We start from the raw sequence: 21,960 nt of genomic DNA, 5'->3' as shown, positions 1-21,960 counted from the left end.
GGTCTATGATAGTGGGGTCTCGCGCGGCGCGAGGCAAGCGATGATGGAGTCCACCGCACGGCGTGTCGCATCGAGCGAACCGCCGGTCGGCACAACGAAGTCGGCGCGCGCGACTTTCTCCCGATCCGGCAATTGCCTGGCGAGAATCGCGTCGAGTTTTTCGGGCGTCATGCCGGGACGCGTCAGCACGCGCGCGCGCTGGATCTCGAGCGGCGCCGAGACCACGACGACATGATCGACGCGCGACTCGCCGCCGGTCTCGAACAGCAGGGGCACGTCGAACAGGATCAGCGGCGCCTGCGCATGCCTCGCGACGAAGCGGGCGCGCGCTTCGCCGACCGCCGGGTGGACGATCGCCTCGAGCCGCGCGAGCGCGGTGGGATTACCGAGCACCATCGGCCCGAGCAGCGCGCGATCGACGCCGCCGGGCCCGGTCGCGCCGGGGAACGCCGCCTCGATCGCCGCGACGAGCGCGCCGTCGGGGCCTTGCAGCCGGTGCACCGCCGCGTCGGCATCGAACACCGGCACACCTGCCGCGCCGAACAGCGCCGCGACGGTCGACTTGCCCATCCCGATCGAGCCGGTCAGCCCGATCGTGATCGGACGCGGCGCGATCATGCGCTCAGCAGCGCGCGCAACCGGTCGTCGCTAGCCTCGTCGCGCGGCGGCGCGACGCCAAAGAACAGTTCGAACGCCAGCGCCGCCTGCCCGACCAGCATGTCGAGCCCGTCGACCGTATCGAGCGCGCGGTCGCGCGCAGCCGCCAGCAACGGCGTCTCGAGCGGGCTGTAGACGACGTCATAGACCACCGCATCGTCGGGCAACGGCGCGAGATCGAGATCGAGCGGCGGCTGTCCGACCATCCCGAGCGCGCTGGCATTGACCAGCAACGCCGCCGCCGGCAGCGTCGCGTCGAGCGGCAGCGCCTTGCCCTTCAGCCCGAACGACGACAGCAAAGCCGCCGCCTTGAGCACGTTGCGGTTGAGGATCGTCACCGGGCCGACCCCCAGCCGCGACAGCGCGAACAGCACCGCGCGCGCCGCCCCCCCTGCCCCGACCACGACGACCGGCGCACCGGTCAGGTCGAGCTGGTTGATCGGCGCATAGAAGCCCGCGGCATCGGTATTGGTGACGATGAACGCGCCGTCCTCGCCCCGGAACACGGTATTGGCCGCGCCGATCGTGTCGCGCACTCCGCCGGGATCGGGCAGATGATCGAACACCGCCAGCTTGTGCGGAATCGTGACGTTGCACCCGCGCCACGCCGGGTCCGCCATCCGCTGCGCGAAATAGCCATCGAGCTCGGCGGCCTCGACCCGGCACTGGCGATAGTCGGCGTCGAGCCCCAGCGCCGCGATCCACGCCTTGTGGATGATCGGCGACTTGGAATGTGCGATTGGATCCCCGATCACCTCGGCAAACATCATGACGCCATAACCCCGCGAACCCTCAGATAATCGAGCACCGGCAGCAAGGGCAGGCCGAGCACGGTGAACTGGCTGCCTTCGATCCGGCTGAACAGTTGCGCACCGGGACCCTCGATCCGGTAGCAGCCGACGCAATAGGAGATATCTGGCCATTCGAGGTCGAGATAGGATTCGATGAACGCGTCGGACAATGGTCGCACATGCATCTTGGCGCGGTCGACCACGCGCCACACCGGGCGCCCGCCTTCGGCCATTACCGCTGCGCTGACCAGTTCGTGCCGCTTGCCCGAGAGCCGCCGCAGGTGCGCGCCCGCCTCGGCGCGATCGCGCGGCTTGTCGAGCATCGACCCGTCCTCGAGCGCGACGACCGAGTCACAGCCGAGCACCAGCGACTGCCCGTCACCCGACGAGACCTTGATCGCCTTCAGCTCGGCCAGCGCATCGGCCATGTCGCGCGCCGCCAGCCCCTCGCCGAGCAAGGCCGTCTTGGCCGATTCCTCGTCGACGCCCGCCGACACCGCCACGAACGGCACCCCCGCCGCGGTCAGCATCGCGCGGCGCGAGGCGCTTTGCGACGCCAGGACGACCTTCATGATTCCCCCCGCGCGTCGCCGCGCCGCTCGCCGACCAGCGCGATGATCGCCGCCGCGGTCTCCTCGATCGAACGCCGCGTGACGTCGATCACCGGCCAGCCATTGTCGGCGAACATCCGCCGCGCGAACGCGACCTCGCGGGTGACCGCTTCCTGGTCGACATAGGCGGTCTCGGTCTTCTGGTTGAGCGAGAGCAGGCGGTTGCGCCGCACCTGGATCAGCCGATCGGCACTGGTCGTCAGCCCGACGACGATCGGGTTCTTGAGCGCATACAGGCTTTCGGGCGGCGGGCTTTCGACCACGATCGGGATGTTCGCAGTCTTGAAGCCGCGATTGGCGAGATAGATCGAGGTCGGCGTCTTCGACGAGCGCGACACGCCGGCCAGCACGATGTCGGCTTCCTCCCAATCCTCGGCGAGGATGCCGTCGTCATGCGCGATGGTGAACTGGATCGCATCGACCCGCGCGAAATAAGCGGCGTCGAGCACGTGCTGCCGCCCCGGCCGCGCCTTCGCCGCCTGCCCGAGCAAGCCCGAGAGCGCGAGCGTCACTGCATCGAGCGGCGCCACCGCCGGCAAACCGAGCGCGCGGCAGCGCGTCTCGAGCGTCTGCCGCGTCGCGCTGTTGACCAGCGTGAACAGCACCAGCCCGGGATTTTGCGAGATTTCCTGGAGAATGCGTTCGAGATGCGCTTCGGTCCGCACCATCGGCCAGAAATGCCGGATCGTCTCGACATCGTCATATTGCGCGAGCGCCGCCTTGGCGATGTTCTCGAGCGTCTCGCCGGTCGAATCCGACAGGAGGTGGAGATGCAGTCGCATCAGAGCGTGCCGCTGGGCGAAACTGTGGACAACATGGGGGCAAGCGCTAGCGCAACTTTGCCGATCCGCAAAGCCGGGCGTCGGCGGTGGATAAGCGACGATCTATCCACAATCGCGTAAACACCCCTAAGTATCTCCCACAGGCTGTGGATAACGGGGATGATCCATCCGACTCAGAGCGTCGCCGCAGATCGCCGCACGTCAATCTGTTGGCATTTTGGGGACGGCGGCATAAGCCCCGGTATCAACGTGCCAACAACCACTTCAACCTTTTAAGATTCTAGATTCTTATAGAAGTAGGGCGAGGAAAACCGATCGTGCAGACCGAAACGAAACCGCTGCTCGCGACGCTGAAGGGTGAGCGTCTGTCGACTCCGCCGATCTGGCTGATGCGCCAGGCCGGCCGCTATCTCCCAGAATATCGGGAACTTCGCGCCGAGAAGGGCGGCTTCCTCGCGCTCGTCAACGACAGCGCGGCAGCGGCGGAGGTGACGATCCAGCCGATCAAGCGCTTCGGCTTCGACGGGGCGATCCTCTTCTCCGACATCCTGATGGTGCCCTCGGCGCTGGGACAGGGCCTCAGCTTCGGTGTGGGCGAAGGCCCGGCCCTGACACCCCCGTTGGTCGATCATGCGCTGTCGAGCCTCCAGAGCGCCCCTGAGCGCCTGGATCCGGTGTATGCGACGGTGCGCCTGGTCGCCGCGCAGTTGCCGCCCCAGACCACCTTCCTCGGGTTCGCCGGAAGCCCGTGGACCGTCGCCACCTATATGGTCGCCGGACATGGCTCGAAGGACCAGGGCGAGACGCGCCGCTTCGCCTATCGCGATCCGCAGGCGTTCGAGGAGATCATCGCGGCAATCTCGGCCTCGACGATCGAATATCTGTCGCGGCAGATCGATGCCGGCGTCGAGGCGGTGCAATTGTTCGACAGCTGGGCGGGAAGCCTCAGCCCGGCGCAGTTCGAACGCTGGGTGATCGCACCCAATGCGGCGATCGTCGCCGCGCTGCATGCGCGCCACCCCGGCGTGCCGGTAATCGGCTTCCCCAAGGGCGCCGGCGAAAAGCTTCCCGCCTATGCGCGCGAGACCGGGGTCGACGCCCTCGGGCTCGACGAGACGATCGATCCCGAATGGGCGGCAAAGACCTTGCCGCAGGGGATGCCGGTACAGGGTAATCTCGATCCGCTCGTCCTGATCGCCGGCGGCGCGTCGATGGAGCAGGCCGCCGCGCGGATCCTTGCCGCCTTCGCCGATCGCCCCCATGTCTTCAATCTCGGGCACGGTATCCTGCAGGACACCCCCATCCCTCATGTCGAGCACTTGCTCGCGTTCGTTCGGAGCCAGCGATGACCGGAATGCTCGGCAATGCCTATCCGTGGGTCAAGGCGGCGCATCTGATTTTCGTGATCTTCTGGATGGCGGGGCTGTTCATGCTGCCGCGCTATCTGGTCTATCACCAGGAAGCCGCGATCGGCTCGCCCGAGGCGGCCCTGTGGGTCGAGCGCGAGACCAAGATCCGCACGATCATCCTGACGCCGTCGCTGGTGCTGGTGTGGCTGCTCGGGCTGACGCTTGCCGCCAATCTCGGACTGTTCTCGGGCGCGAGCGGGCTCGGCTGGTTGCACTTCAAACTGCTGCTGGTGGTGATCCTCAGCGGCTATCACGGCTGGGCGGTCGGCTATGCGAAGAAGCTCGCCAACGGCAAGCCGACGCTAACCGGGCGGCAATTGCGGTTGATCAACGAAGTGCCCGCGGTGCTGGTCACGTTCATCGTCATCCTGGCGATCGTCCAGCCGTTCTGATCTCCACTATCACCCCGGCCTTGTGCCGGCCCACCGTGGTGCGATCACCTCGGCTTCAGGATGTGCGGCACGGTGGACCCCGGGACGTGCCCGGGGTGACGGATGGGGGTGTGCATCGCCTCCCTTGACGCGCCCGCGCGCCAATCGTATCTCGGGAGTGTATTGCGATGCGGCGGGTCCACCCGTTCGGTTGCGATATCCTTCCTCAAGCATCGTCGCGTACCTGTGTCGCCGACCGAAGCTCCTCCCTTGCATCTTCATGCCCCGGACGCCCTCCATGCATCTCAAAGACCTTAAGAACAAAAAGCCGGCCGAGCTGGTCGCGATGGCCGAGGAGCTCGGCATCGAGAGCGCATCAACGCTGCGCAAGCAGGATCTGATGTTCGCGATCCTCAAGGTCCAGGCCGAAGAGGGCGAGGAAATCATGGGGCTCGGCACGATCGAAGTGCTGCCCGACGGCTTCGGCTTCCTGCGGTCGCCCGAAGCGAACTATCTTGCTGGGCCCGATGACATCTACATCTCGCCCAACCAGGTTCGTAAGTTCGGCCTGCGCACCGGTGACACGGTCGAAGGCGAAATTCGCGGGCCCAAGGACGGCGAACGCTATTTCGCGCTGACCAAGCTGACCGCGGTCAATTTCGACAATCCCGACGCGGTCCGTCACCGCGTCAATTTCGACAACCTCACCCCGCTCTACCCCGAGCAGAAGCTGACGCTCGATCCCGCCGACCCGACGGTCAAGGACAAGTCTGCGCGCGTGATCGACATCATCTCGCCGCAGGGCAAGGGCCAGCGCACGCTGATCGTCGCGCCGCCGCGCGTCGGCAAGACGGTGATGCTGCAGAACATCGCCAAGGCGATCACCGACAACCACCCCGAGGTGTTCCTGATCGTCCTGCTGATCGACGAGCGTCCCGAGGAAGTCACCGACATGCAGCGCTCGGTGAAGGGCGAGGTCGTCTCCTCGACCTTCGACGAACCCGCGACGCGCCACGTCCAGGTCGCCGAAATGGTGATCGAAAAGGCCAAGCGCCTCGTCGAGCACAAGAAGGACGTGGTGATCCTGCTCGACTCGATCACGCGTCTCGGCCGTGCCTACAACACCGTCGTGCCCTCGTCGGGCAAGGTGCTGACTGGCGGTGTCGATGCGAACGCGCTGCAGCGCCCGAAGCGTTTCTTCGGTGCGGCGCGCAACATCGAGGAGGGCGGCTCGCTCTCGATCATCGCGACCGCGCTGATCGATACCGGCAGCCGCATGGACGAAGTGATCTTCGAGGAATTCAAGGGCACGGGTAACTCGGAAATCGTGCTCGACCGCAAGGTTGCGGACAAGCGCATCTTCCCGGCGCTCGACGTCGGCAAGTCGGGCACGCGCAAGGAAGAGCTGCTGGTCGACCAGAGCAAGCTTTCCAAGATGTGGGTGCTGCGCCGCATCCTCATGCAGATGGGCACGATCGACTCGATGGAGTTCCTGCTCGACAAGATGAAGAATTCGAAGACCAACGAAGATTTCTTCGACAGCATGAATCAATAGCCGGATGCGGCCGGCGGCATGCTGCCGCCGGACTCGCACCGGCTCGGCCGGCGGGAGCCCTCGCTCCCGACCGACGGCATGGGCTTTGCCCATGCCCACGCCGCTTCCGCTCTAAAGCAACAACCCCCGCCAACTGCGCTGTTCGAAATCGAGCAACCATCGCTTGGTCGCAGGCCCCTCCCCCGCCGAATAGGCCCCAAGCCGCCCCGACGCGTCGAGCACGCGATGGCAAGGCACCACGATCGGGAATGGATTGCGGGCGCACGCCTGCCCGATCGCCCGCGCGCTCGATTCCGCGCGTTTCGCCAGGGTGCCGTAGCTAACCGTCTCGCCATAGCCGATCGCGAGCATTGCCTCGCGCAGCGCTTGCCCACGCGGCGTCAGTGACGGCGCGAGCGGTAGCGAAAAGTGCGTCAGTGTACCCGCAAACCACGCCTGCAGCTGATGACAGGCCAGCCGCACCGCACTGGTGTCCCCCTCACGCTCCGCGCCGTCTTCGCCGATCGTGATCGCATGCAGCAGCGCGTCGTCACCGCTGATCGCGATGATTCCCACAGGCGTTGCGATCCGGGCCGTATCGCGCGCATACATGGCAAGACTATGAAGCGTGGCCTCCGCCCGCTCAAGCGGAGAAGCGCGATGAAGATTACCGTAGATGTCGACTGCACGCCCGAGGAAGCGCGGCGCTTCATGGGTCTCCCCGATATGGCGCCGGTCCATGACAAATATCTCGCGATGCTGACCAATTCGATGGACGGCGTCGTGGTGCCCGATTTGATGGAGAATATGATGCGCAGCTGGATGCCGATGAGCGATGCCGGGCTCGGCATGTGGCGCAAGATGTTCGAGAGCGCGACCAAGTCGGCGTGAGCGAGCCGACGATCTTCGCCACGTCGAGCGGCGCGGCGCCGGCGGCGATCGCGATCATTCGGGTCAGTGGTGCGGTCGCGTTCGATGTCGCCCGCGCGCTGACCGGGAGCGTGCCGGCGCCGCGCCGCGCGGTGCTGCGGGCGTTGCGCGATCCGTCGAGCCAGGCGTTGCTCGACCGGGCGCTGGTGCTGGTCTTCCCCGCGCCGCGGACGGCGACCGGCGAGGATCTCGTCGAGTTTCACGTCCATGGCGGGCGCGCCGTGGTGGCGGCGGTCGAGGCGGCGATCGCGGCGCTGCCGGGCACGCGGCGGGCCGAGGCCGGCGAGTTCACGCGGCGTGCGCTTGCCGCCGGCGTGATCGATCTGACCGAGGCCGAGGGGCTTGGCGACCTGCTGGCGGCCGAGACCGAGGCGCAACGTCGCGCGGCGTTGCATGTCGCCGATGGCGGGCTGCGCGCGAGGATCGATGCCTGGACCGACCGGTTGGTCGGGATCGCCGCGCGGATCGAGGCGCAGCTCGATTTCTCCGACGAGGATGATGTCGCGACCGAGACGATGGCGGTGATCGCTGGCGATATCGCCGCCGTCGCCGGGGAGATCGACGCGCTCCTCGCGGTGCCGCCTGTCGAGCGCTTGTACGACGGGGTGCGGGTCGTGCTGGCGGGGCCGCCCAACAGCGGCAAGTCGACCTTACTCAACGCGCTGAGCGGGCGCGACGTCGCGATCGTCTCGGCCATTTCGGGGACGACGCGCGACCGGATCGAGGCGCCGGTGCAACGTGGCGGGATCGCCTATCTGCTGACCGACACCGCCGGCCTGACCCAGACGCCGGGCGACGAGATCGAACGGATCGGGGTCGGCCGGGCGGAAGCGGCCATCGCCGGCGCCGACATCGTGCTGTGGCTGGGGGATGGCCCTGCCCCCGGCCCCGATCATATCGCAATCCATGCGCGGGCGGATCTGCCCGATCGTGGCGTGGTCCCGGAGCGAGCAGCGCTCGCTGTTTCGGCAGCATCGGGCGTGGGGATCGTAGCGCTGTGGTCATTGCTCGAACGGCGTGCCACCGCGATGCTTCCGGTCGCGGACGCGTTGGTCACCAACCACCGCCAACGTGCGCTGTTGCTGGATGCGATGCATCATCTTGCCGCAGCGCAGCATGACGATCTCCTGCTCGTCGCGGAGGAGGTGCGCGGTGGGTTGCGGGCGCTAGATCGTGTGGCTGGACGGGCCGATACCGAGGCGGTGCTCGATGCGATCTTCTCGCGATTCTGTATCGGCAAGTGACGTTCCACGTGGAACATCGCGTTTCGACTTTGACACTGTGCGACAGGCAAACTAGCGCAGCGGAATGAACAGTTTCGACGTTATCGTCGTCGGCGGCGGGCATGCCGGGACCGAGGCCGCTGCCGCTTCGGCACGGCGCGGCGCCCGCACCGCCCTCATCAGCTTCGACCCTGCCAAGATCGGGGCGATGTCGTGCAACCCGGCGATCGGCGGGCTGGGCAAGGGCCATCTGGTGCGCGAAGTCGATGCCTTCGACGGGCTGATCGCGCGGGCGACCGATGCCGCCGGGGTGCACTATCGCATGCTCAACCGCAGCAAGGGCGCGGCGGTTCAGGGCCCGCGCGTGCAGGCCGATCGACGCCGTTATGCCGCCGCGATCCAGGCGATGCTGCGTGACCAAGCCAATCTGACGATCGTCGCGGGTGAGGTAGCCGCGCTCGCGCAGCGGCCAGATGGCAGCGTTGCCGGTGTCCGCCTGGCCGATGATACCGTGCTGAGCGCGGGTGCGGTGGTGCTCGCAACCGGGACCTTCCTTGGCGGACGGATGTTCTGCGGCGAGGATCGATCTGTCGGTGGGCGGATCGGCGAAGCGGCGGCGTCGCTGCTCGCCGAACAATTGCGGGCCGCTGCGTTGCCGATGGCGCGGCTCAAGACAGGGACGCCGCCGCGAATCGACGGGCGCACGATCGATTGGGCGGTGCTCGAAGAGCAGGCTAGTGATGCCGACCCTTGGACGATGTCCCCCCTGTCGCGCGGTCGCCCCCTGCCCCAACTGCATTGCGCAATCACCCGCACCAACCCCGCAACGCACGCAATCATCCGCGACGGTCTCGACCGATCGCCGCTGTTTGGCGGCGCGATTGCTGGGCAAGGGCCGCGCTATTGCCCGTCGATCGAGGACAAGATTCATCGCTTCGGCGATCGCGATGGCCATCAGATCTTCCTTGAACCCGAAGGGCTCGACGATCCGATCGTCTATCCAAATGGCATATCGACCTCATTGCCGTGCGATGTTCAGGCGGCGATGCTCGCGACGATCGCCGGCCTTGAGCACGCGCGGATCGTCGCACCGGGCTATGCTGTCGAATATGACTATATCGACCCCCGCGCCCTCGCCCCCACCCTCGAGGTCCGCGCGATGCCGGGACTGTTCTGTTGTGGTCAGATCAACGGGACGACGGGATATGAGGAAGCAGCCGGCCAGGGTCTGATGGCGGGTCTCAACGCCGCGGCGCGCTCGCTCGATCAGGCGCCGATCATTCTCGATCGCGCGTCGAGCTACCTCGGCGTGATGATCGACGATCTGGTGCTTCAGGGCATCACCGAACCCTACCGCATGCTCACGGCGCGCGCGGAATATCGCCTGCGTCTCCGCGCCGACAATGCTGAGACGCGGCTTGGACCGATCGCGGCGGAACTCGGATGCCTCGGTCCGGAGCGCCGCGCGCGGCTCGAGCAACGTGAAGAAGCGCGTGCCGATATCGAAGCACGGCTGGCCTTGCCCGTATCGGCCGATCGGCTGATCGCCAGGGGCGCGACGATGAACCCCGACCCACAGCCGCGCAGCGGCAGGGAGTGGCTTCGCGTCGCGGGGGTTCTTCCTGACATGCTGGGGCTCGAACTGCCTGCCGAACATGACCCGGCGCTCGTCGCCGAAGTCGTCGAGGATGCCCGCTATGCGCCCTATCTTTTGCGGCAGGAGGCCGAGATCGTCGAATTGCGCACACAAGACGGGATCGCCCTTTCCGATACAATCGCGTTCGGCGACATCGCGGGACTGTCGAGTGAGATGGTTGAGCGGCTCTCCGCCGCACGCCCGGCCACGCTTGGTGCAGCCGGACGAGTGCGCGGCGTGACTCCCGCGGCCCTGACTGCAATCCTGTTGCACGTTCGGCGGCGCGCCGCGTGAGCGAGGATGACGCAAAGGCGTGGATCCTAGCCCATTTCGGCGCGACGGCTGCAACGGCGATGAAGCAGCTCGTGGCGATCGTCGTCGCCGAAGCGGCCCAGCAGAATCTCGTATCGCCGTCGACCCTTGGTGCGATGTGGTCACGACATGTGGTCGACTCAGCGCAATTGCTCGATCACGCGACGAATTCGACTGGGCCGTGGATCGATATCGGAAGCGGTGCCGGTTTCCCCGGCCTAGTGATCGCGGCCCTGACCGACCGCCCAATCTGGCTGGTAGAACCACGCAAGCGCCGGGCGGCTTTCCTGCAAGACGCGGCACAAGCGCTGGGCGTTGCGCAGCGGACGACCGTCGTATGTGGCCGTATCGAAGCCGTTTCGGTGCCGGCAGCGATCATCTCTGCGCGCGCGGTAGGGTCGCTCGATGACCTCTTCAGCTGGGCGTCCCGCTGCGCGACGCGCGAGACACAATGGATCCTTCCAAAAGGCCGTTCGGCGCGCGAAGAGGTGGTAACTGCAGAGCAAGCATGGCATGGTCTGTTTCACGTGGAACATAGCATCACCGATCCTGAATCGCTGATCGTGGTCGCATCAGGGGTGGCTCGTCGATGAACGTGATTGCCGTTGCAAATCAGAAGGGCGGGGTCGGCAAGACGACCACCGCGATCAATCTCGGGACCGCGCTTGCTGCGACCGGGCTACGCGTGCTGTTGCTCGACCTCGATCCGCAGGGGAATTGCTCGACCGGTCTCGGTATTGCGCGCGCGGATCGGCATCATTCGACGTACGACATCTTGCTCGGTGAGACCTCTGTGGAGGTTGCCGCGATCGCGACGTGCGTGCCCAAGCTCGACATCGTCCCGGCAACGGTCGACCTTTCGGGCGCAGAGATCGAGCTGGTTGAATATGAGGAGCGGACGCATCGCCTCTCTCGCGCGTTGGCGCGATCGGACCATCGCTGGGATGTCGTCCTGATCGATTGTCCGCCATCGCTCGGACTGTTGACGCTCAACGCGATGGTTGCGTCCAATTCGCTGCTTGTGCCGCTTCAGTGTGAATTCTTTGCGTTGGAGGGGTTGAGCCAGCTGCTCAGCACGGTCGAACGGATTCGCGAGCGCTTCAACCCGGGCCTGTCGATCATGGGCGTCGCGCTGACGATGCACGATCGCCGCAACCGGCTGACGGATCAGGTGTCGAACGATGTTCGTGCGGTGCTCGGCCGCGTCGTGTTCGATACCGTCATCCCTCGCAATGTGCGGCTGTCAGAAGCCCCGAGCCATGGCCTGCCCGCGCTGATCTACGATCATCGCTGCCCGGGGTCCGAAGCCTATATCGCACTCGCGCGCGAACTGATCGCGCGCCTTCCCAAGACCGAAGCACCAGCAAGGGCCGCATGACCGAACCGAACGCGCCGCCTCCCCGTCCAAAACCGCGCTCGGGTCTGGGGCGCGGCCTCAATGCCTTGATGGGCGATCTTGCGCGCGAAGAGCCAGTTGGTGAAGGGAAGGAAGGCACCTCCCCTGGCGTGCGCTCGCTCCCGGTCGGATCCTTGACCCCTCACCCCGGCCAGCCGCGGCGCCATTTCGACGAGGCTGCGCTCGAGGAGCTCGCCCAGTCGATCGCACAGCGCGGTGTGCTGCAGCCGATCGTGGTGCGGCCGCACGGCACCGGCTATCAGATCGTCGCGGGGGAACGCCGCTGGCGTGCAGCGCAGCGGGCGCGGCTCCACGAGGTTCCGGTGATCGTGCGCGCATTCGACGATACCGAAACGCTCGAAGTCGCGCTGGTAGAGAACATCCAGCGGCAGGACCTAAACGCGATCGAAGAGGCCGAGGCCTATCATCGGCTGATCGAGGATTTCGGTCATACGCAGGACGCGCTCGGCAAGCTGGTCAACAAATCGCGCAGCCATATCGCAAACTTGCTGCGGCTGCTCGAATTGCCGCGGCCGGTGCAGGAGCGCGTCGTCACGGGTACGCTGACGATGGGGCATGCGCGTGCGCTGATCGGCGCACCCGATGTCGAGACGCTCGCTGACCAGGTCGTCGCGCGGGGATTGTCGGTGCGCGATACCGAGCGGATGGCACGGGCCGCCAAGCCGGCCGCGCGCGGACCGAGCGATGGTGCCGGCCGCGATCCCGATCTCGCCGCGCTCGAGCATCAATTGGCGGATCTGCTCGGCGTCTCGGTACGCGTCGCGCACGGTGCCAAGGGCGGCACGCTGACCCTCGCCTATTCGACGCTCGATCAGCTCGACATGCTGTGCCAGCGGCTCACCGGTGAGCGTATATGACGTAACCCTGGCAGCGGCGGCGCGTCGGCCGAAGAGGCTTATCCGCGCTGCCGCGCCGCCATCCGGGCGACGCCGACGATTGCGGCATCGGACAGGACTCCGCCAGCGTTGCCAGGCGCCATGGTCGCGCGCTCGGCGCGGCGGACGCGGTCGATCGCGTCGCTGATCTTTGCAGCCGACCAGATCCGTAGCGCGGCCGCGGTCGTCACGCGCTCGCGAAAAAAGACGCGTTCGATCACGCTGTTGATATTGGCGCCATTTTCAATCTCGGCGCGCAGTTCGGCAAGCGCCATCAGCCGCCGCACCAGCTGACGCAGCAACGGAATCGGCGATACGCCCGCGACATTGAGCCGCGCCAACTCGCCGGCAAGCACATCGGGACCGCCGGAAATCGCCGCGTCGATCGCGCGCGACATTTCGGAATCGCCAAGATCGGCGCCGATAGCGTCGAGCGCGGCGTCATCGAGCTCGCGCGGGCGTTCGGGCGCAGCGTCGAGGAACAAGGCCATCTTCTCCAACTCGCGCGTCATCACGGCGCGGTCGCCGCCCGCCGCCATCGCGATCCGCGCCGCGGTGCCACCGACGGTGCGCAACCCCTGCTCGCGCGCGATGCTGGTGGCGATCTTGTCGGCCTCTCCTCCTTCGGGAACGTAGAATACGCAGGCCATCGCGCGCGGGTCGCTGGTGGCGAGCTTGACCAGCGCTGAGGTTGCCTTGGCGCCCGGCGCGATCACCACCACCGGATTGCCGGCGCGTTCGGCGCCAAGCAGCAGCGTGCAGGCGGCGACGCTCTCCTCGCCGGCGCCGGCGACGCGGATGTGGCGCGCGGTGCCGAACAGCGACAGCGACGCCGCTTCGTCGGCGAGCCGGCCGGGATTAGTTTTGAGCAGCGCGGGCTCGAGATCGATGCGTTCGGCGTCGGGCCCGAGGGAGCGCGCCAGCCGCATCGCGATGTCACGTGCGCCCGCTTCGTCTGGCCCGTGCAGCACATACAGCCGGATGTCGGGATTGGCGCTATCGATCGCGCGGGTCAGCTGGTTGAGATTGGCCTTCATCGGGCAAGCCCATCCTGCGCCACGTCAGCGCGAATCCGGGGCGGTGCGCTGCACATAGGTGGCGACGCGTGCGACGATCTGGTCGGCGATGGTCCCCGACAGCCGTTCGAGCGCGGTGTTTTCGGCGGCGATCGTCGCATATTCCGAGGTGACGGCGTCGATCCCGGCATCGGAGCGCGCGGTCGCGTCGAGCAGGACCGCGCCGTTCGATAGATCGACCAGCTGGTAGCGCGCGCGCAGCGTGCGCCGCTCGCGCGAAATGCTGTTGTCGCGATTGACACCGAGCCCGACGATCTGGTCGTCGAGTTTGATCTCGAGCCGATAGCGCGGCGTGTCGCCCGCATGGAGGCGGTCCCGCAGCGCGTTGGCCATCAGCCACCCCGCCTTGCCCTCGATCGGGGCAACGTCGACCTGGGTCAGCGTCATCGCCACGGTGCCGCTCCCGCCGCCCGAATAGAGCGGATGCAGCCCGCACCCCGAGAGTGTCAGCGCGAGGGCCGCGAGGGCACCGATCCGCTTCATGCGACGATGTTCACGAGACGGTCTGGCACGACGATGACCTTCCGGGGCGCTTTGCCGTCGAGGATACGGACGATCTTGTCCGACGCGAGCGCTGCGGCTTCGACCGCATCGCTCGGATGGCCCTTGGGCATGGTGAGCGTGTCGCGCAGCTTGCCGTTGACCTGCACCGCGATGGTGACCTCGTCCTCGACCAGCAGCGCAACGTCGACCTGCGGCCAGGGCGCGTCGGCGATCAGGCCGTCATTCCCGGCGGCGGCCCACGCCTCTTCGGCGAGGTGCGGCGCCATCGGCGCGACCAGCCGCATCAGCGTGGCGATCGCGGTGTCGCGCGACGCCGAGGGCTCGGCACGTTCGATTGCGGCGGTCAGCTCGTACAGTTTGGCGACCGCCTTGTTGAAGCTCAACGCCTCGATATCGAGCGCGATTCCAGCGATGCTCTGGTGCAGCTTGCGGTCGAGTGCGGCGTTCTTCGCGCCAGCCTCGCCGGCGCGCTCGCCGTCGAACAGCCGCCACAGCCGCTGGATGAAGCGCCACGAGCCTTCGATCCCGCTCTCGCTCCACGGCAGATCGCGCTCGGGCGGCGAGTCGGACAGCATGAACCAGCGCGTCGCGTCGGCGCCGTACTGGTCGACGATGCCGGTCGGGTCGACGGTGTTCTTCTTCGACTTCGACATCTTCTCGACACGGCCGACGGTGACCGCCTCGCCGGTCGCTTTCTCGGTCCAGCCATCGCCATTGCGGACGATGTCGTCGAGCGACAGCCACAGCGGCTTGGTGATGCTGTCGACGCCGTCGCTGCCGAGCTCGGTGATCTGACGGCTATAGGTCTCGTGCGTGACCATGCCTTGCGTGAACAGGCCGGCAAAGGGCTCGGCGACGTCGAGCAGCCCGATATGCTTGAGCGCACGCGTCCAGAAGCGGGCGTAGAGCAGATGCAGGATCGCATGCTCGACCCCGCCGATATATTGCGCGACGGGCAGCCATTGCTCGGCGACCGCGCGGTCGAACGGCATGTCCTTGGGCTGGCTGGCGAAGCGGATGAAGTACCACGACGAATCGACGAAGGTGTCGAGCGTATCGGTCTCGCGCCGCGCTTGCCCGCCGCACGACGGGCACGCGACGTGCTTCCACGTCGGATGGCGATCGAGCGGATTGCCGGGGATGTCGAACGACACATCCTCGGGCAGCACGACGGGGAGCTGGTCCTTTGGCACCGCCACCGCGCCGCACGCGTCGCAGTGGATGATCGGGATCGGCGTGCCCCAGTAACGCTGGCGGCTGACGCCCCAGTCGCGCAGGCGGAACACGGTCGAGCCGGTCCCCCAGCCTTCGCCCTCGGCGCGGGTGATCACGGTGCGCTTGGCTTCCTCGACGTCCATGCCGTCGAGGAAGTGCGAGTTGACGAGCGTGCCGGGGCCGGTGGCGGCTTCGGTGCCCTCGAACATCGGGTCGGTCACGTCGCCGTCGGAGACGACTCGGCGCACCGGCAGATCGTACTTCCGCGCGAAATCGAGATCGCGCTGGTCGTGCGCGGGAACGCCGAACACCGCGCCGGTGCCATATTCCATCAACACGAAATTGGCGATGTAGACCGGCAGCTGCCACTCGGGATCGAACGGATGCGCCGCGGTGATGCCGGTGTCGAAACCGAGCTTCTCCTGCGTGTCGAGCTCGGCCGCGGTGGTGCCGCCGCGCTTGCACAGCGCGATGAACTCGGCCGCAGCGGGGTTCTCGGCAGCGAGCGCCTGCGCGATCGGGTGATCGGCGGCGACTGCGACGAAGCTCGACCCGAAGATCGTGTCGGGGCGCGTGGTGAACACCTCGACCGCGCCGCCGTCGGACAGCTTGAACCGGAACTGCAGCCCCTGGCTGCGCCCGATCCAATTCTCCTGCATCAATTTGACCTTGTCGGGCCAATGCTCGAGCCCATCGAGGCCCTCGAGCAGCTCGTCAGCAAAGTCGGTGATCTTCAGGAACCATTGCGACAGCTTGCGCCGCTCGACCAAGGCGCCCGAGCGCCAGCCGCGCCCGTCGATGACCTGCTCGTTGGCGAGCACGGTCATGTCGACCGGATCCCAATTGACCGAGCTTTCCTTGCGATAGACGAGCCCGGCTGCGAACAGATCGAGGAACAGCGCCTGCTCATGCCCGTAATAGTCAGGCTCGCAGGTCGCGAGCTCGCGACTCCAGTCGAGCGCAAAGCCGAGGCGTTTCAACTGCGCCTTCATCGTCGCGATATTCTCGCGCGTCCAGCCGCCGGGATGGACGCCCTTTTCCATCGCGGCATTCTCGGCGGGCATCCCGAAAGCGTCCCACCCCATCGGATGGAGCACTTCCATGCCGGTCATCCGCCGATAGCGCGCGAGCACGTCGCCCATCGTGTAATTGCGGACATGGCCCATGTGGATCTTCCCCGACGGATAGGGGAACATCTCGAGAACATAGGAGCGCGGCTTGGTGGAGCTATCGTCCGCGGCGAAGGTGGCGCGGTCGTCCCACACCTTCTGCCAAGCCGCGTCCGCCTTCAGCGCGTTGAAGCGTGACGCCATGAGGGTGCTGCCTCAGCCGGCGACGGCGGCGCGACGCAGATCACGCGCCTTGGTCAGGATGATGTCCTCAAGCTTCTGCACCGTCGCCGCCTGGACGGGGGCCGCCACCCACTGCCCGCCCTGGTTCACCTGGCGCAGCGCCGCGACGCGTAGGCCGTCGGCACGCAGATCCTGGTCGAGGATCGTCACCGTCACCTTGACGCGCTCGGACGGCGCGGCGGGGTTGATGTACCAGTCGGTCACGATCACGCCGCCGTTCGAATCGGTCTGCAGCAGCGGCATGAAGCTCAGCGTGTCGAGGCTCGCGCGCCACAGATAGGCGTTGACGCCGATCGTGGTGACCTTCGACGCGGCGAGATCGGCATTCTGCGGTCGAGCCTTATGGCCGCAGCCCGCCAGCGAGAGCGAAGCGGCGAGAGCGAGCGAAACCACCATCACGGTGCGGGGCGCGGTGCCTGGGCGGCGGATCATCGGCGGTTCCTGAACAAAACTGGATTTGGATGGCGCTATCTATAGAATGTCTCGCAGGCGCCGCAAGCGACACCTCCGGGGGACCGCGCCTGCCGAGTCGCCCCACTCTTCCGGGATGCGTCGAAAGGTGTGTCCTTCGAGACACTCTCGCGGAAAATTGCGTCGATACAGTGGCAACACGGAATTGAATCGTGATAGGCGCGTTGGCACATAAAGCGGGGTCCACAAGGGCTCGCATGAAGGGGTTGCACGGTGTCGTCTGTACGTTGGTTGGCCGGTTTAGCTATGGGGTCGCTCGTCGGCCTCGGCTTCACCGTGGCTCCAGCGCTTGGTGCGAGCGAGAGCTCTGCCGCGCGCTATGCGACCAAGCGTCCGGTGCTGTTGCGCGGCATCGGCACCTTCACCCCGGCTTCGGCCGATCCGCGCCTCACGGCGATCTTCGCGCGGGGCGGACTCGATACGAGCGGCTTCCGTTTCACGCCGTCCGACACGCGCCGCGATGGCGCGCGGGCGGTCAATGTTGCGATCCGCGCCCGCTCGGCGCGGGGCATCGCGGTGGTCGACCGGACTGCACCGCTCGCCCCATCGACGGTCAATCTGACGCCGATCGCCTATAACCTCAGCGTTGCTGTAGGCTGGAAGCGGTTCGCGCTTTCGGGCGACGTCGCGAAGATCGATCTCGCCGGCCTGCCCGGCAGCCGCGAATCGGCCGACGTCGGGGTGAGCTACACCGGCAACCGCTTCACCGGCCAGGTCAAGGCCGGGACCGATCGTCCGCTGGCTGGCGCGCCCAAGCTCGTCGAGGACATGCCGGCCTACTCGATCGACGTCGGCGGCTCCTACTCGTTGACGCGGCGCCTCGATGTCACCGCGGGCGTGCGCTACAAGGCCGACCGCGATCGCCTGATCGCGCAGCCGGCGACCGAAACCAACCGCCGCGACAGCCAAGCGGTCTATGTCGGAACCGCCTTCCGCTTCTGATGGCGCGACCCGCTGAAACGACAGGTCAGCGGGTGGCGTTGGGAGTCAGCCCATCGATCGCCGCCCAGCCGACGAATCCCAATGCCTTCATGCGCCGGTACCGCGCCGCCGTCATCCCGCCGAGCGCGATCGCCGGGATTTGTGCGGCCCGTGCGACCGTCGCGGCGCGCAACGGGCCGAGCGCGCGCGCGCCGGGGTGCGTTCGCGTCGGGTAGACCGGCGAGACGAGAATCAGCGCCGCACCCGCACGCCGTGCGGCGATCGCCTCGCGCACCGAATGCGCGGGGTGGAGCGCCCGCTGCTGCGCCGTCGTTCCCGCAGCGATCAGCACCAACCGCCGCCGCCGTGCGAACCGTGCGATCCGCGCCTTGAGCGCGGTGCGTTCGGGTTCGGCGGTGGCGAAATGGCGGAACACCACGCCGCTGCCGCGCGGCAGTGCCGCGAGCGCCGTCCAGAGCCCCTCGCCCATCCGCTCGTCGGTCATCAGCCATAGCGATGGTCTCGATGCGTGGCGGCTATTGGGGTGGCGAGCGGGCATTGCCCCGCCTATAGCGCGGGCGATGTCCAGCGACGACCCCACCCCCACCGCCTCTCCCACTGGCACGCCCGCCGAGCGCCTCGCCGCCGTCAAAGCCGCGATCGCGCATGCCGCCGGCCTCGCCGACCGCACGCCCGCCGACACCACGCTGATCGCGGTTTCTAAGACCAAGGCCGCCGACGAAATCATTCCGCTGCTCGAGGCCGGGCAGCACGATTTCGGCGAGAATCGCGTGCAGGAGGCGCAGGCCAAATGGCCCGATCTGCGCGCGGCCTTCCCCGGCGTGACGCTCCACCTCGTCGGGCAGCTCCAGTCGAACAAGGCCGAGGATGCGGTCGCGCTGTTCGACGTGATCCATTCGGTCGATCGGTCGTCGCTCGTCGCCGCACTCGGCCGCGCGATGGACAAGCTCGATCGCCGTCCGGCCTGCTTCGTGCAGGTCGATATCGGCGACGAGCCGCAAAAGGGCGGTTGCCCGATCGCCGCCCTCCCCGCGCTTCTCGACGAAGCCCGCGCGGCGGGTGTGCCGGTGGTCGGGTTGATGGCAGTGCCGCCGGTCGACACCGAGGCCGCCCCCTATTTCGCGTTGCTCGCCAAGCTGGCGCGCGAGCACGGTCTGGACGGACTCAGCATGGGCATGTCGAGCGATTATGAGGTCGCGGTGATGCTCGGTGCGACTCACGTCCGCGTCGGCACCGCACTGTTCGGCAGCCGCGCATGAGCTTCGACGCGATCCTGTTCGATTTCGATGGCGTGCTGATCGAGAGCGAAGCGGTCGGCAATCGCCAGATCGCCGCCTATCTCACCAGCATCGGCCACCCGACCACGCCGGCGGATTCGTTCGCCAACTTCATGGGGCTGTCGGGCGCGGCGTTCACCGATGCGATCGAACGCTGGATCGGGCGCAGCCTGCCCGACGATTTCCATGTCGCCCGCAAGGCCGAAGATGAGCGCGTGATGCGCGCGGGGGTCGACGCGGTCGAGGGCGCGGTGCGCTTCGTGCTCGACCTGCCGCCGACCCTGCCCAAGGCGATCGCTTCGTCGAGCTCGACCGCCTGGATCGCGCGGCATCTCGACCATATCGGACTGCGCGCCGCGTTTGGCGACCGGCTGTTCTCTGGCAAGGAGCATGTCGTCAACGGCAAGCCCGCACCCGACATCTATCTCCACGCCGCCGCCGCGCTCGGCGTCGAGATCGCGCGCTGCGTGATCATCGAGGATTCTCCGGTCGGCGCGACCGGTGCGGTCGCCTCGGGCGCGCATGTCGTCGGCTTCGTCGGCGGGACGCATTGCGGGCCCGACCATGCCGACAAACTCCGCGCGATCGGGGTGCACGACGTCGCGACCGACTTTGCCGAGATCGCACGGCTGATCGGCTGACCGCCGGCAGCGCGGGCCGGCTCCGCTAGAACTGATGTCCGGTGCGGTCGCGCTTGGTCGCCAGATAGCGTTCGTTGTGCGGGTTGGCGGGCAGAATGTGCGGCACGCGTTCGACCACGTCGATCCCTGCGTTGGTGAGCTGCGCGACTTTCAGCGGGTTGTTGGTCAACAGCCGCACCGCGGGCTGACCGAGCAGGTCCAGCATCCGCGCCGCCACCGCATAATTGCGCGAATCGACCGCGAACCCCAGCCGGGTATTGGCATCGACCGTGTCGAACCCCTGGTCCTGCAACGCATAAGCGCGCAGCTTGTTGATCAGGCCGATGCCGCGCCCTTCCTGCCGCAGATAGAGCACGATTCCCCACCCGCTCGCCGCGATCGCGTCGATCGCCGCGTGGAGCTGCGGGCCGCAATCGCATTTGAGGCTGCCGAGCATGTCGCCGGTCAGGCATTCGCTGTGCAGCCGCACCAGCGGCGGGCGGCCATCGGGCGTGCCGATCAGCAAGGCGATATGCTCGCCGGGCATTTCCGGCGTGCGGAAGGCGACGATCTCGGCAGTCTCGGCGCCGACCACCGGCAAGTGCGCGCGCGTCGCGATGGTCAGCCGCGCGGCTTCCTCATGCGCGTCGATATCGTCGGGGGTCAGCACCAACGCGGCGGTCTCGCCCGCAAGCGCGAAGAAGGCCGGCAACACGCCGCCGATCCGCGCGAGCCGCAATGCCGCTGCTCCGGCGTCGCTCTCGGCGAGATGGAGCGCACGGAACGGGCCCTTCATCGGCGTTTCGAGATCGAACTGCGGGTCGGCGAGCGCCGTCGCCATCGCGAAATCGATCCACGGCACGCGCTCGACCAGGACCGGCGCGTCGGGCGCTGCCGCCTCGAGCTGATTGGCGAGCTTGAGCGTCGCGGCGCGGCCTGCCGACAGCAGCAACGGCGCGCACGCTTGCGGATCGAAGGCGGCGAGCCGCACCGGGTCGGCGGTCTCGATCGGCAGCAAAGCGAGCAGGCCGTCGGCGCCGTCGATCGCGACCGCCCAGCCGCGGCGCAACGCGTCGATCGCTAGCGCGGTCTTGTGCGCGTCTCCGCGACGTGGAGCGCTCACAGCAGAAATTCGGTCATGATCGGCACATGGTCGGAGGGTTTCAGCCAACTGCGGCATTCCTCATAGACATGGTGACGCGTCGCCTTGGCTGCAACGTCGGCGGTCGCCCACATATGGTCGAGCCGCCGCCCGCGATCGTTGACCGTCCAGTCGGCGGACCGGTAGCTCCACCAGGTGTGCAGCCGCGCCGGTGCGGGGTAGAAATGCCGCCCGAGATCGACCCACGAATTGGAGGCTTTGAGCCGGTCCATCGCCGCCACCTCGATCGGCGTGTGGCTGACGACGTTGAGCAACTGCTTGTGGTTCCACACGTCGGACTCGAGCGGCGCGATGTTGAGATCGCCGACCAGCAGTGTCGGCACGGCGAGATCCTGCGACCACGCCGTCATGCGGTCAAGAAAATCGAGCTTCTGCCCGAATTTCGGATTGGCCGCACGATCGGGCACGTCGCCGCCGGCCGGCACGTAGACATTCTCGATCCGCAGCCCGGATTCGAGCCGCACGCCGACATGGCGCGCCTCGCGATTGGCCTGCCAGTCGAACCGATCGTCCTCGACCAGCGGCACCTTCGACAGGATCGCGACGCCGTGATGCATCTTCTGGCCGTGCAGCACGATGTGGCGATAGCCGAGCGCGCGGAAGGCGGCGGTCGGGAAATCCTGGTCGACCACCTTGGTTTCCTGCAGGCAGAGGATGTCGGGCGCCATCTCGCGCAGGAAGGTTTCGACGATCTCGATGCGCGCACGCACCGAATTGATGTTCCAGGAAACGATCTTGAGCGGTGTCGTCATGCAGGCGCTGTAGCCATCGTCTGGGCGCCGCGCCAGCCGCG

24 protein-coding genes are annotated in these 21,960 nt (G+C 67.1%); 12 read left to right on the top strand and 12 right to left on the bottom strand.

The genetic code is table 11. The annotated features are described in order from the left end of the window. Positions 1-3: 3 nt before the first annotated feature. Genes coaE through U1872_RS10955 form a run of 4 tightly spaced genes read right to left on the bottom strand, consistent with a single transcriptional unit; the run spans position 4 to position 2,844 of the window. A complete protein-coding gene (coaE, locus tag U1872_RS10970) occupies positions 4-618 on the bottom strand; it encodes a dephospho-CoA kinase (protein WP_332792943.1) in 615 nt (204 codons plus the stop codon). Further along, positions 615-1,427 carry a shikimate dehydrogenase family protein gene (locus tag U1872_RS10965; RefSeq protein ID WP_332792942.1) on the bottom strand — a complete coding sequence of 271 codons (813 nt, stop codon included), beginning with the start codon at positions 1,425-1,427 and terminating at the stop codon, positions 615-617. Before U1872_RS10965 ends, coaE begins: the two co-directional genes overlap by 4 nt. Further along, positions 1,424-2,020 (bottom strand): Maf family protein, encoded by a 597-nt coding sequence (locus U1872_RS10960; protein WP_332792941.1) that lies wholly within the window; start codon positions 2,018-2,020, stop codon positions 1,424-1,426. Before U1872_RS10960 ends, U1872_RS10965 begins: the two co-directional genes overlap by 4 nt. Beyond that, positions 2,017-2,844: a pyruvate, water dikinase regulatory protein gene (locus U1872_RS10955; protein WP_332793614.1), complete on the bottom strand. Its 828-nt coding sequence runs from the start codon at positions 2,842-2,844 to the stop codon at positions 2,017-2,019. Before U1872_RS10955 ends, U1872_RS10960 begins: the two co-directional genes overlap by 4 nt. Before the next feature lie 314 nt (positions 2,845-3,158). Here U1872_RS10955 and hemE point away from each other — a divergent pair, with 314 nt between their 5' ends. The 3 genes from hemE (at position 3,159) to rho (ending at position 6,176) form a co-directional block, all read left to right on the top strand. After that, positions 3,159-4,190, top strand: coding sequence for a uroporphyrinogen decarboxylase (hemE, locus tag U1872_RS10950; RefSeq protein ID WP_332792940.1), 1,032 nt, complete (start codon positions 3,159-3,161; stop codon positions 4,188-4,190). Then, positions 4,187-4,642 carry a CopD family protein gene (locus U1872_RS10945; protein WP_332792939.1) on the top strand — a complete coding sequence of 152 codons (456 nt, stop codon included), beginning with the start codon at positions 4,187-4,189 and terminating at the stop codon, positions 4,640-4,642. The genes hemE and U1872_RS10945 overlap by 4 nt, the downstream gene beginning before the upstream one ends. Positions 4,643-4,919: 277 nt before the next feature. After that, complete coding sequence (gene rho, locus U1872_RS10940) at positions 4,920-6,176, top strand: transcription termination factor Rho (RefSeq protein WP_140850649.1); 1,257 nt, start codon at positions 4,920-4,922, stop codon at positions 6,174-6,176. 111 nt (positions 6,177-6,287) lie between these two features. Here rho and U1872_RS10935 read toward each other — a convergent pair whose 3' ends face one another. Next, on the bottom strand, positions 6,288-6,896 hold the full coding sequence (locus tag U1872_RS10935; protein ID WP_332792938.1) for a methylated-DNA--[protein]-cysteine S-methyltransferase: 609 nt from the start codon (positions 6,894-6,896) through the stop codon (positions 6,288-6,290). Between U1872_RS10935 and U1872_RS10930 the strand changes: the two genes are divergently transcribed. The 6 genes from U1872_RS10930 to U1872_RS10905 all read left to right on the top strand — a co-directional run bounded on the left by U1872_RS10930 (position 6,816) and on the right by U1872_RS10905 (position 12,530). Continuing rightward, entirely contained in the window at positions 6,816-7,046 is a 231-nt protein-coding gene (locus U1872_RS10930; RefSeq protein ID WP_332792937.1) for a DUF6489 family protein, read from the top strand. The genes U1872_RS10935 and U1872_RS10930 overlap by 81 nt on opposite strands. Beyond that, positions 7,043-8,329 carry a tRNA uridine-5-carboxymethylaminomethyl(34) synthesis GTPase MnmE gene (gene mnmE, locus U1872_RS10925; protein WP_332792936.1) on the top strand — a complete coding sequence of 429 codons (1,287 nt, stop codon included), beginning with the start codon at positions 7,043-7,045 and terminating at the stop codon, positions 8,327-8,329. The genes U1872_RS10930 and mnmE overlap by 4 nt, the downstream gene beginning before the upstream one ends. A gap of 64 nt (positions 8,330-8,393) precedes the next feature. Beyond that, positions 8,394-10,238: a tRNA uridine-5-carboxymethylaminomethyl(34) synthesis enzyme MnmG gene (mnmG, locus tag U1872_RS10920; RefSeq protein WP_332792935.1), complete on the top strand. Its 1,845-nt coding sequence runs from the start codon at positions 8,394-8,396 to the stop codon at positions 10,236-10,238. Then, entirely contained in the window at positions 10,235-10,849 is a 615-nt protein-coding gene (gene rsmG, locus U1872_RS10915) for a 16S rRNA (guanine(527)-N(7))-methyltransferase RsmG (RefSeq protein ID WP_332792934.1), read from the top strand. Before mnmG ends, rsmG begins: the two co-directional genes overlap by 4 nt. Then, positions 10,846-11,634 (top strand): ParA family protein, encoded by a 789-nt coding sequence (locus U1872_RS10910; protein WP_332792933.1) that lies wholly within the window; start codon positions 10,846-10,848, stop codon positions 11,632-11,634. Before rsmG ends, U1872_RS10910 begins: the two co-directional genes overlap by 4 nt. Positions 11,635-11,702: 68 nt before the next feature. After that, positions 11,703-12,530, top strand: coding sequence for a ParB/RepB/Spo0J family partition protein (locus U1872_RS10905; RefSeq protein ID WP_443025384.1), 828 nt, complete (start codon positions 11,703-11,705; stop codon positions 12,528-12,530). A gap of 38 nt (positions 12,531-12,568) precedes the next feature. Here the strand turns inward: U1872_RS10905 and U1872_RS10900 are convergent, their stop codons facing one another. The 4 genes from U1872_RS10900 to U1872_RS10885 are packed head-to-tail and all read right to left on the bottom strand — an operon-like array spanning position 12,569 to position 17,127. Continuing rightward, positions 12,569-13,585 (bottom strand): DNA polymerase III subunit delta, encoded by a 1,017-nt coding sequence (locus U1872_RS10900; RefSeq protein ID WP_332792931.1) that lies wholly within the window; start codon positions 13,583-13,585, stop codon positions 12,569-12,571. 24 nt (positions 13,586-13,609) lie between these two features. Further along, the gene (lptE, locus tag U1872_RS10895; RefSeq protein ID WP_332792930.1) at positions 13,610-14,107 is read right to left on the bottom strand and encodes an LPS assembly lipoprotein LptE; all 498 of its coding nucleotides are present in this window, start codon (positions 14,105-14,107) and stop codon (positions 13,610-13,612) included. Continuing rightward, positions 14,104-16,656: a leucine--tRNA ligase gene (gene leuS, locus U1872_RS10890; protein WP_332792929.1), complete on the bottom strand. Its 2,553-nt coding sequence runs from the start codon at positions 16,654-16,656 to the stop codon at positions 14,104-14,106. Before leuS ends, lptE begins: the two co-directional genes overlap by 4 nt. Before the next feature lie 12 nt (positions 16,657-16,668). Further along, complete coding sequence (locus U1872_RS10885) at positions 16,669-17,127, bottom strand: DUF3576 domain-containing protein (protein ID WP_332792928.1); 459 nt, start codon at positions 17,125-17,127, stop codon at positions 16,669-16,671. A gap of 285 nt (positions 17,128-17,412) precedes the next feature. On the opposite strand from U1872_RS10885, the gene U1872_RS10880 reads away from it, so the two are divergent. After that, the gene (locus U1872_RS10880; protein WP_332792927.1) at positions 17,413-18,108 is read left to right on the top strand and encodes a hypothetical protein; all 696 of its coding nucleotides are present in this window, start codon (positions 17,413-17,415) and stop codon (positions 18,106-18,108) included. A 25-nt stretch (positions 18,109-18,133) separates the two neighbouring features. Here the strand turns inward: U1872_RS10880 and U1872_RS10875 are convergent, their stop codons facing one another. Next, a complete protein-coding gene (locus U1872_RS10875; protein ID WP_332792926.1) occupies positions 18,134-18,646 on the bottom strand; it encodes a thiamine phosphate synthase in 513 nt (170 codons plus the stop codon). A 22-nt stretch (positions 18,647-18,668) separates the two neighbouring features. Here U1872_RS10875 and U1872_RS10870 point away from each other — a divergent pair, with 22 nt between their 5' ends. Together U1872_RS10870 and U1872_RS10865 are read left to right on the top strand one after the other, a co-directional pair. Next, positions 18,669-19,367, top strand: a complete 699-nt coding sequence (locus U1872_RS10870; RefSeq protein WP_332792925.1) for a YggS family pyridoxal phosphate-dependent enzyme — start codon at positions 18,669-18,671, stop codon at positions 19,365-19,367. Beyond that, positions 19,364-20,026 carry an HAD family hydrolase gene (locus U1872_RS10865; RefSeq protein WP_332792924.1) on the top strand — a complete coding sequence of 221 codons (663 nt, stop codon included), beginning with the start codon at positions 19,364-19,366 and terminating at the stop codon, positions 20,024-20,026. The genes U1872_RS10870 and U1872_RS10865 overlap by 4 nt, the downstream gene beginning before the upstream one ends. 25 nt (positions 20,027-20,051) lie before the next feature. On the opposite strand, the gene ribA is transcribed toward U1872_RS10865, so the two are convergent. Both ribA and xth read right to left on the bottom strand, forming a co-directional pair. Then, the gene (gene ribA / locus U1872_RS10860) at positions 20,052-21,128 is read right to left on the bottom strand and encodes a GTP cyclohydrolase II (protein WP_332792923.1); all 1,077 of its coding nucleotides are present in this window, start codon (positions 21,126-21,128) and stop codon (positions 20,052-20,054) included. Further along, positions 21,125-21,919, bottom strand: a complete 795-nt coding sequence (gene xth, locus U1872_RS10855; RefSeq protein WP_332792922.1) for an exodeoxyribonuclease III — start codon at positions 21,917-21,919, stop codon at positions 21,125-21,127. The genes ribA and xth overlap by 4 nt, the downstream gene beginning before the upstream one ends. Positions 21,920-21,960: the final 41 nt, after the last annotated feature.

It is taken from the genome of Parasphingomonas frigoris, assembly GCF_036663815.1.
Taxonomy (GTDB): Bacteria; Pseudomonadota; Alphaproteobacteria; order Sphingomonadales; family Sphingomonadaceae; genus Sphingomonas.
The sequence above is the reverse complement of the archived record's forward strand: the minus strand, read 5'-3'. Positions and strand labels throughout refer to the sequence as shown.